General features: G+C 68.5%; 9 protein-coding genes. 4 read left to right on the forward strand and 5 right to left on the reverse strand.

The genetic code is table 11. The features are described 5' to 3' along the window. Positions 1 to 127: 127 nt before the first annotated feature. From ON40_RS42915 to ON40_RS42930, 4 genes are all read right to left on the reverse strand, one after another. Positions 128 to 856: an SDR family NAD(P)-dependent oxidoreductase gene (locus ON40_RS42915; protein WP_040831482.1), complete on the reverse strand. Its 729-nt coding sequence runs from the start codon at positions 854 to 856 to the stop codon at positions 128 to 130. Continuing rightward, positions 853 to 1833: a zinc-dependent alcohol dehydrogenase gene (locus tag ON40_RS42920; RefSeq protein ID WP_169542011.1), complete on the reverse strand. Its 981-nt coding sequence runs from the start codon at positions 1831 to 1833 to the stop codon at positions 853 to 855. The genes ON40_RS42915 and ON40_RS42920 overlap by 4 nt, the downstream gene beginning before the upstream one ends. Positions 1834 to 1942: 109 nt before the next feature. Next, positions 1943 to 2743 (reverse strand): IclR family transcriptional regulator, encoded by an 801-nt coding sequence (locus tag ON40_RS42925; protein ID WP_040831522.1) that lies wholly within the window; start codon positions 2741 to 2743, stop codon positions 1943 to 1945. Between the two features lie 107 nt (positions 2744 to 2850). Then, positions 2851 to 3648, reverse strand: coding sequence for an IclR family transcriptional regulator (locus tag ON40_RS42930; protein WP_040831484.1), 798 nt, complete (start codon positions 3646 to 3648; stop codon positions 2851 to 2853). Positions 3649 to 3786: 138 nt separating this feature from the next. Here ON40_RS42930 and hutU point away from each other — a divergent pair, with 138 nt between their 5' ends. The 4 genes from hutU (at position 3787) to ON40_RS42950 (ending at position 8995) form a co-directional block, all read left to right on the forward strand. After that, a complete protein-coding gene (gene hutU / locus ON40_RS42935) occupies positions 3787 to 5448 on the forward strand; it encodes a urocanate hydratase (RefSeq protein WP_040831485.1) in 1662 nt (553 codons plus the stop codon). Positions 5449 to 5452: 4 nt separating this feature from the next. Beyond that, positions 5453 to 6649: an imidazolonepropionase gene (hutI, locus tag ON40_RS42940; protein ID WP_040831486.1), complete on the forward strand. Its 1197-nt coding sequence runs from the start codon at positions 5453 to 5455 to the stop codon at positions 6647 to 6649. Further along, entirely contained in the window at positions 6646 to 7641 is a 996-nt protein-coding gene (gene hutG / locus ON40_RS42945) for a formimidoylglutamase (RefSeq protein ID WP_051194471.1), read from the forward strand. The genes hutI and hutG overlap by 4 nt, the downstream gene beginning before the upstream one ends. A 118-nt stretch (positions 7642 to 7759) precedes the next feature. Further along, complete coding sequence (locus ON40_RS42950) at positions 7760 to 8995, forward strand: acyl-CoA dehydrogenase family protein (RefSeq protein WP_040831487.1); 1236 nt, start codon at positions 7760 to 7762, stop codon at positions 8993 to 8995. A gap of 38 nt (positions 8996 to 9033) precedes the next feature. On the opposite strand, the gene ON40_RS42955 is transcribed toward ON40_RS42950, so the two are convergent. After that, on the reverse strand, positions 9034 to 9993 hold the full coding sequence (locus ON40_RS42955) for a zinc-binding dehydrogenase (RefSeq protein WP_040831488.1): 960 nt from the start codon (positions 9991 to 9993) through the stop codon (positions 9034 to 9036). Positions 9994 to 10059: the final 66 nt, after the last annotated feature.

Below are 10059 nucleotides of genomic sequence, written 5' to 3' on the forward strand. Positions count from 1 at the left end.
CTGTCTTGTATACGAGACTTCAATCTCGAATGCAAGACCGGTTCAGATTGTGCCTGGCTACGGAACCAAGGGAAGGGCTCCGGCGAAGACGCAACACGATGGTTACGCCGCATCCGGCCGGATCGAGTCAGATATTGCTCGCGCCCGCGAGCGGAATGAGCGCGCCGGTGAGGAACTCGGCCCGGCCCGACAGCAGGAACGAGACGGTGGCGCCCACGTCAGCTTCGCGCCCGAACCGGCCGGCGGGAATGCGAGCCAGCAACTCGGCAGAGACCTGCGGATCGTCGAGATACTGCTCGGTCATCCTGGTGCGGAAATACCCCGGGCACAGCGCGATGACCGTCAACTGCTGATCACTCCAGTCCAGCGCCAGCGACTGCGCCAACGACGCCACCGCGGCCTTGCCCGCGTTGTAATCGGCGAAATGACGTTCCGGACGTATCGCGTTGACCGAGGAGTTGATCAGGATCACCCCCGGACGGTCCAGCCTCCGATAGGCGGCCTGGGCGCAGTGCAGCGCGCCCACGACGTTGACCTGTAGGACGCGTTGGAACGTCTCCGCCGACAACTGCTCGGCGGGCAGACCCTGCCCGTCGATTCCGGCATTGAGGAAGACCCCGTCCAGTCCGCCCAGCGCGTGCACCGCCTCGTCGAATGCGGTCTCGACCGTGGCGGCTTCAGCGACATCGCTCACCGAACCCCCCGCGGCGTCGCCGGCCTGCACCGCGGCCCGCACGGACGAATCCCGGGTGCCGGTCACCCACACCCTGTTGCCTTCGGCGGTCAGATGGCGGGCGCACATCGCGCCGATTCCGCTCGTGCCGCCGGTGATCAGGTACCGCCGTTGCTCGGTCATCGCGCACATCCGATCAGTACCTTCACCGCGTCGCGGTGCCGCTCGTCGGCGAGGAACTGCGGGACCTCGTCCAGCGGAACCTTGTGCGTGACAATCGGATTGAATGCGCCGGGATCCGCGGCGATCGCCGCCAGCGCGCGTTCGAGATGCGCATCGTCGAAGCCGACGCTGCCCACGACGTGCAGGCTGCGTTCGACGATATCGGCAGGATGCACCGTCGAGGGCGCGTGCCCGATCGCGATGAGCAGCACCCGTCCGCCGAATTTCGCGGCATGCACGGCCTCGATCAGCGAATCCGGATACCCGGCCGCATCCACGACCAGGTCGAACCGGCGCTCCTCTCGCGCGCCGAGCACCTGCGCACCCTGTTCGCGGGCCAACTGCGCCCGGCGTTCGTTGGGATCGATCACCGAGCACACCGCCGCGGGCCAGCGCCGGGCGATCTCCGCATGCGCCAGCGCGCCGATCGGGCCGTAGCCCAGCAGCAGAACCGAGGCCGGATCGCTCGCGCCGACCTGGTCGATCGCGCACATCACCACCGCGAGCGGCTCGGCCAGCACGGCATCGACCGTGTCCAGTCCGGCGGGTACAGCGTACAGGGATTCGCCCGGTATCACCATGCTCTGCGCGAAACCGCCCGGCTGCGCCTCACCCAGCCATTGCAGGCCGGCGGCGAGTCGATCGGCCCGCAGCCGACCATCGGCCGCGCGGGTGGGGATGCGCGAATCGGCGACCACGAGATCACCGGGACGGAATCGCGGATGTTCGGACCGGCGAACCCGGCCCGCCACTTCGTGTCCGAGCGTGGCGGGCCAGTAGGCGACCCAGTCCCCGCTGCGCAGTACGTGCAGGTCGGATCCGCAGATACCGGCCCAGTCCACGTCGACGACGACCTCACCGGTCTGCGGCTCCGGTATCACCCGCTCCCCCACGGACAAAGACAAGTCCTGCTGCAACATCAGGGCTGTCGCGCGCATCGCGCCCTCCTCGTACCTCATTTGAGACTTACGTCTCGTATACAAGACATAAAGCCGGGCTGCGTCAAGAGCGAAGACCCGTCGAGCGCGCGGAACGAGCGCTCCGACCTCAGGCGATCCCCATCTCCACGAGCGAGTCGTCCACCCGCGCACCGAACCCGGCGGAGAACTCACCCGCGGTAGTGGTCACTGCCGCGGCGATGGCCTCGATGTCCTGATCGGACTTGACCGCCGCCATGTAGGCCACCCCCAGCGCGGCCACCGCGCGGCCGTCCCGGGTGACCACCGGACTGGCGATGCAGTCGATTCCCGTTGTGGTGGAACTCTTCTCGTACGCGTAGCCGCGTTCGCGGGTCTCCTGCAGGACCGGGCGCAGCTCGGCCGGCGACGTCGGGCCCGAACCCGTGCGCACCGGCCAGGTGTAGCCGTCGTAGATATCGGCCAACTGCTCGGGATCGAGGCGGCTCAGGATGGCCCGGCCGACGGCGGTGAGATGGGCAGGCAGGCGGGATCCGATCTCGGTGACCAGCCGCACGCCCGGCGTCAGCGGCTCACGTTTGTCCAGGTAAATCACATCGGTCCCCTGCAACACCGCCAGATGTGAGGTCTCGTTCGTCGCGTTGGTCAGCGCGAGCATGTATTTCTGCCCCGCACGGTGCAGCGGCCCGGACCGCATATAGGACGCGCCGACCTCGAACGCCGACACCCCCAGCGTCCAGGCTCGCTGATCGGGCCAGTACGACACGAAGCGGCGTTCGCGCATGACGTTGAGCAGGTGGTGGGTGGTGCTCTTGGGCATGGAGAGGGATTCGGCGATATCCATGGTGGCCAACGGAACCCCCCTGCGGGCAAGCAGATCCAGCACATCCAGGACCCGCTCGGCCGACTTGACCCTACTGCTCGTCGCCACAGCTGCCGTGCACCTTTCGATCGCGATCGCCACCGAGAACAGCACAGTGGTCTCGGATACCAGACAACGATCTCATATTCGAACATCCGAGGCCGACAGTCCAGGTGCTAGGACACGGTGAACCAGCCCTCGGGTGCATGACCGGACATCGTCCCGGTCAACTGCCGAGCCGCCTCCCGCACCGCATGCACCAGCGCGTCCCTCGGGACGCCGGATCGATTGCGCCGCCGGGTCACGCTGAACGCGGCGGCAGGTCTGCCCAGATGATCGAACGCGCAGGCCGCGACCGACTGCAGGCCCGGCGTGATGAGCCCGTCCTCCTCGGCGAAGCCCTGCCCCCGCTCGACGGTCAGCATCCTGCGCAGTTCCGGCAGCGACGCCGGTCCCGCACCGGTGCGATCGATGAACGCGGCCTTGTCCGGAAACAACGCTCTGACCTGCGCCGCGGGCAGATGAGCCAGGATCGAGCGCCCGTTGGCGGTCAGGTGGGCGGGTAGTCGCACGCCCACATCGGTGACCAGGGTGACCGGCACTCGGGTCACGGTCGGCTGCTCTTTGAGCAGGTACAGCGTTTCCGCGCCGTGCAGGATGCCCAGATGTGCGGTTTCGCCCGCCTCGGCGACCAGTCGCTCGAGAAGGGGGCGGGCGCGGATCTCCAGCGCCTCGTGCCGCAGGTAGGCCGAACCGATCTCGAAGGCCGCGATACCGAGCCCATAGGACCGCTCCTCGGGCAGATGCACCACGAAACCGCGTGCGATCAGCACGTCGAGCAGGTGATACACCGAGGACCGGGGCAGGTCCAGGTCGCGGACGATGGCCGCACCGGCCACCGGTCCCGATCGGGTCGCCAGATAGAGCAGCACGTCCAGCGCTCGGCCGACCGCAGGTGATGTACTCGATGCCATCCACACCTCCGCCGCGCGCCTTCACCCAGATTGTCTCGGATCCGAGACAATAGTCTCGATTGCGCCCTCGAACAAGACGCTGCCCCGAGGTGTCATGGGAACACCAGCATCGAGACCTACTCCCGGAAGGACGCCGCCGTGGCCTCCACCCCACCCCGCATCATCTCCGCACCCCGCGGCGCCACCCTGTCGTGCAAGGGCTGGCAGCAGGAAGCCGCGCTGCGGATGCTCATGAACAATCTCGACCCCGAGGTCGCCGAACACCCCGAGGATCTGGTCGTCTACGGCGGCACCGGACGTGCCGCCCGGAACTGGGCGGCATTCGACGCGATCGTGGCCACGCTGCGCGACCTGGAAGACGACGAGACCATGCTGGTGCAGTCCGGTAAGCCGGTCGGGGTGTTCCGGACCAGCGAGTGGGCTCCGCGCGTGCTGATCGCGAACTCCAATCTCGTCGGAGACTGGGCGAACTGGGAGAAGTTCCGCGAACTCGAGGCCGCCGGTCTGATGATGTACGGGCAGATGACCGCGGGGTCGTGGATCTACATCGGCACCCAGGGCATCCTGCAGGGCACCTTCGAAACCTTCGGCGCCGTGGCGCGCAAGCGGTTCGGCGGCACGCTGGCCGGGACGATCACCCTGACCGCCGGTGTCGGCGGTATGGGCGGAGCCCAGCCGCTGGCGGTGACCATGAACGACGGGGTGGTCATCTGCGTCGACTGCGACCGCAGCCGCATCGAGCGCCGCATCGCGCACCGGTACCTCGATGTCGAGGCCACCGATATCGACCATGCGCTGGCGCTGGCCGCCACCGCCCGCGACGAACGCCGGGCACTGTCGATCGGACTGGTGGGCAACGCGGCCGAGGTCTTCCCCGAACTGCTCGACCGGGACGCGCCGATCGATATCGTCACCGACCAGACCTCCGCCCACGACCCGCTGTCCTACCTGCCCGCGGGCATCGCCTTCGAGGATATGAAACAGGCCGCGGACAAGGATGCGGCCTGGTTCACCGAGCAGGCGCGAGCGTCGATGGCCAAACATGTCGCCGCGATGGTCGGGTTCAAGGACAAGGGCGCCGAGGTCTTCGACTACGGCAACTCCATCCGCGACGAGGCGCGAAAAGCGGGATACGAGCGCGCATTCGAGTTCCCCGGATTCGTTCCCGCCTACATCCGCCCGCAATTCGAGGAGGGACTGGGCCCGTTCCGCTGGGCGGCCCTCTCGGGCGACCCGAAGGACATCGAAGCGACCGACCGCGCGGTGCTGGAACTGTTCCCGGACAACGAGCATCTGCGTCGCTGGATCACCATGGCCGAGCAGAAGGTCGCCTACCAGGGCCTGCCCGCGCGCATCTGCTGGCTCGGCTACGGCGAACGGCACCGGGCGGGCCTGAAGTTCAACGAGATGGTCGCCGACGGACGAGTGTCCGCGCCGATCGTGATCGGGCGCGACCACCTCGATTCCGGCTCGGTCGCCTCGCCGTATCGCGAGACCGAGGCCATGCTCGACGGGTCGGACGCCATCGCCGACTGGCCGCTGCTCAACGCGCTGGTGAACACCGCGTCGGGCGCGTCCTGGGTATCGATCCACCACGGCGGCGGCGTGGGCATGGGCCGTTCGATCCACGCCGGTCAGGTCTGCGTCGCCGACGGTACCGAGCTCGCGGCCCGCAAACTCGAACGGGTGCTGACCAACGACCCGGGCATGGGCGTCATCCGGCACGTCGACGCGGGATACGAGCACGCCGCGCGGGTGGCCGCCGAACGCGGAGTGCGTATTCCGATGCAGGAGAACTAGAACCATGTGCGAGGAATCGGGACAGCACGTCCCGTGGACTGTCGTCGACAACATCGGCGCCCTGGTGACCAACGACCCCGAACTCGGACAGGGCCCGCTGGGCGTGATCCGCGACGCCGCCGTCGTACTCGGAGACGGCTTCGTGCAGTGGGTGGGCCCGCGCGCCCGAATCCCGGAGGGCAGCGCCGCGATACGGCACGACCTCGGCGGCCGGGCCGCGCTGCCCGGATTCGTCGACAGCCACGCCCACCTCGTGTTCGCCGGTGACCGCACCGACGAATTCGCCGCCCGAATGACCGGCGCACCCTACGAGGCCGGGGGCATCCGCACCACGATCGCCGCCACCCGGAACGCCTCGGACGCCACGCTGGACCGGAACACGGCCCGGCTGGTGGCCGAGTCGCTGCGTTCGGGCACGACCACGATCGAATCGAAGTCCGGCTACGGCCAGTCCGTCGCCGACGAACTCCGCAGCCTCGAGATCCTCGAGCGGCACACCACCGAGGCCACACTGCTCGCGGCGCACGTCACTCCACCCGAATATGCCGGGCGCACAGACGATTACGTGCACATGGTGATCGACGAGATGATTCCCGCGTGCGCTCCGCACGCCAGCTGGATCGATGTCTTCTGCGAGCGGGGCGCGTTCGACCTCGACCAGTCCCGGGCCGTCCTGCGGGCCGGGACGGCGGCCGGACTCGTTCCCCGCGTGCACGGCAATCAGCTCGGCTACGGTCCGGGGGTGCAACTCGCCGTGGAGTTGCACGCCGCATCGGTCGACCACGTCACCCACACCACGGCCTCCGATGTCGACGCGTTGGCCGCGAGCAATACCGTTGCCACCTTGCTGCCGGGCGCGGACTTCTCGACCCGCGGCAAATACCCGGACGCGCGCGCACTGCTGGACGCCGGTGTCACGGTGGCCCTGGCCGCGGACTGCAACCCCGGAACCAGCTACACCACCAGCATTCCGTTCTGCATCACGCTGGCCGTGCGGGAGATGGCCATGAGTCCCGACGAGGCCGTCTGGGCGGCCACCGCGGGCGGCGCGATGGCGTTGCGCCGCAACGACATCGGACGAATCACCGTCGGCGCCCGAGCCGATCTCATCGCGCTGGACGCGCCCTCGCACATCCATCTGGCCTACCGCCCCGGCGTGCCGCTGGTCCGCGAAATCTGGAAGGAGGGTCGTCTCCGGTGAGGTACACCGACGTCGAACCCACCGCTTGGACCGGCCGTGACGACGGCCCCGGCATCGAGCACCTGCGCTGGCATCGGGCCGTCGAACCGCTGCCCGAGCACGCCGAGTCCGGAGCCGGGGTCCTGCTCGGGTTCCGCAGCGACGAGGGCGTGCGCCGCAACAAGGGACGTCCAGGCGCCGCGCGGGGTCCGGCGGCGCTGCGCCGGGCCCTCGGCCCCCTGGCTCTGGCCGCACCGATCCGCGTCTACGACGCCGGTGACGTCGTGGTCGACGGAACGGATCTCGAGCAGGGACAATACCGTCTCGGCGCGGCCGCGACGCAGCTGATCGATGCCGGCCACCTCGTCACGATCCTGGGCGGTGGCCACGAGGTGGCCTACGGCAGCTACCTCGGCGTGGCGAACAGCGAATACGTCGCTGCCGGAGCACATTTCGGAGTCCTGAACCTCGACGCCCACTTCGATCTGCGGGCGGACGCGCGCCCCTCCTCCGGAACACCGTTCCGGCAGATGGCCGACCGAGAACGCGAACACGGCCGCCGATTCGACTACGCGGTCCTGGGCATCGCGCAGCCGAGCAATACCGCCGCACTGTTCGCCACCGCAGACGACCTCGGCATGAAGTACCTGCTCGACGACGACTGCACCACAGCGAACCTGACCGGCGTCGAATCGTTCGTCACCGATTTCCTCGACACCGTGGACCTGCTCTACCTCACCATCGATCTCGATGTCCTGCCCGCGGCCATCGCACCTGGCGTCAGCGCACCGGCCGCGTTCGGAGTCCCGCTCGACGTCGTCCAGCGCGTGTGCGACCTCGTGGCAGGCAGCGGCAAACTCGCCCTGCTCGACGTCGCCGAACTCAACCCGGCACTCGATACCGACGACCGCACCGCCAGGACCGCAGCGCGACTGATCCACCGGACGGTCACCACCTCCCTCACCCGATCCGACGATCGCCCCACCAGCGGCGGAGTCCACCCGACGAACTAGACCGGCGCGCTCAACAGCATCTGTGAGAATATAACTCTCCATATCGACAAACTATATTCTCAAAGACGAGGGTTTCCGGGACATCGGTCCCGGGCCCGCTGTTCCAGAAAGACCTGCCATGACCGAGCGCCACGCGACCATCGAACCCATCGCCAGTTTCCGCGACCGAGCCCGCCGCTGGCTCGGGGAGAACCTGCCGCCCGCGACCGAGTACTACGTCGGCGCCTTCGACGAGGCCGTCTGGGCCCGCCACCGGGAATTGCAGCGGACCCTGTTCGACGGCGGGTTCGCCGGTATCTGCTTCCCGAAAGAGTATGGCGGACAAGGGCTCACCCCGGCTCATCAGCGAGCGTTCAGCGAGGAGTCGCTCGGTTACGAGATGCCGCTGGCACTGAATGTGCCGACCTTGGCCATCTGTGCGGCGACGCTGCTGGACCTGGGCACCGAACAGCAGAAACGCGCGCGGCTGCCCGCAGTGCTGCGGGGCGAGGAGGTCATGGTGCAGTTCCTGTCCGAGCCGCGGGGCGGGTCGGACCTGGCCGGGCTGATCACCCGCGCGGAACGCGACGGCGACGAGTGGATTCTCAACGGGACCAAGATCTGGAGTTCGGGCGCGTACGCCGCCGACTACGGGCTCTGCCTGGCCCGCACGAACTGGGATGTGCCCAAACATCAAGGGCTCACCCTGTTCCTGGTGCCCACGACCGCCCCGGGCCTGACCATCCGCCGGATCAGGCAGGTCACCGGGTCGGTCGAATTCTGCGAGGAGTTCTTCGACGACGTCCGGCTCCCCGCGGATTCGGTGGTGGGCGAGGTGGGCGGCGGCTGGGCGGCCGCGACCACGCTGCTGCACCACGAGCGCGCGGCGGTGGGCGGCAGCTCCCCCTACATCAGCGGTGACCAGCCACATCTCGGCGGCGAGGCGGACACCCTCATCGAACTGGCCCGCAGCACCGGCTGCCTCGACGATCCCCGCGTGCGGGAGGACATCGGCGCGGCACGAACGACGCGCATCGTGCGTGACCAGTTGATCGCGCACGTCTCGGGCGCCATCGCCGCCGGGGCGATGCCCCCGGCAGCCGGGTCGCTCGTCCGGCTGTTCGGCGCCGAAACCACTTGGCTGCAAACCGATTCCGCCCTGCGCATCGCGGGCACGGCAGCGGCGACCGGCGCACCCGACGGTCCCGGCAACGGACAGGTCGGCATCGACTACCTGTTCCGCAACGCCGGGAGCCTGGGCGGCGGCAGCACCGAGATGGCGCGCAACCTGATCAGCGAACGCGTACTGGGCATGCCCCGCGAGCACACCGCCGACCGCGACCTTCCGTTCAATCAGGTTCCCCGGGGACGCTGAGCACGCAGAATCCCGGCCTCACGGCGCGCCTCACTCCCCTATGGCGTGAGCACCATCCTGCCGAAAACCTCTCCGGCCGCCATCCGCTGATGGGCCACGACCGCCTCGCGCAACGGGAGCGTCTCGTGCACAACCGATTTCAGCTCACCACGAGCCGCGCCGGCGAACAGCTCGGCGGTGACGGCCTGCCGGTCGGACATGGCGATGGTGTCGGCGCTGAAGGTGGCGAACGACATCGACTTCTTGAAGCCCGCCACCATCTCCTTGCCGAAGTCCACCGGCGGCCAGCCGCCCATCGCGCCGACGGCCACCATGCGGCCGTTCGGTTCGAGCTTGTCGAAGAAGGTGGGCAGATCCGGCCCGGCGATGATGTCGATGATGACGTCGTATCCCGCGGGAGCGTCGGCCGGACCCCGGCCCGCGCGGTCCAGCACGTGTGTCGCGCCGAGTTCGCGCAGGAGATCACCACGCTCGGCCGAGGATGTCGTGACCGCCACCGCACTCGCACCGGACCGCGCCGCGAGCTGGACCGCCATGACGCCGATACCTCCGGCCGCGCCGCGCACCAGCACCGACTCGCCACGAGCGAAATGCGCATGGCGCAAAGCGAAATGGGCCACCATCCCCGAACTGCCGAGCGTCACCGCGGCCGCCGCCGACAGTGCCTCCGGTAGCGCGATGACGTTCTCGACGGGAGTGACGACCTGTTCGGCGTACCCGCCCATACCGGTGAACGCCCACACCCGCCGCCCCACCCACGCGGGGTCGACACCCTCACCGACGGCGGTAACCGCACCCGCGACCTCGCTGCCGAGGACGTGACCGGAGGTGAATCCGTAATCACCCAATGTGCCACTGCGGATCAGCGCATCGACCCCACCGACGCCGATCGCCTCGATCGCGATCAACAGCTGCCCGCCGCTCGGACTCGGGTCGGGCAGCTCGACCACCGCCAAGCCCTGGGGACTTCCGAACTCTTCGACCGTTACTGCCTGCACTGGTATCTCCCTGTTCTCTTCGATCGGGACCGACCAGCGGAACGTAACGGACGCCCCCGTCCGTTT

The sequence above is a fragment of the Nocardia jiangxiensis NBRC 101359 genome, from assembly GCF_000308615.1.
In the GTDB taxonomy this organism is placed as follows: domain Bacteria; phylum Actinomycetota; class Actinomycetes; order Mycobacteriales; family Mycobacteriaceae; genus Nocardia; species Nocardia jiangxiensis.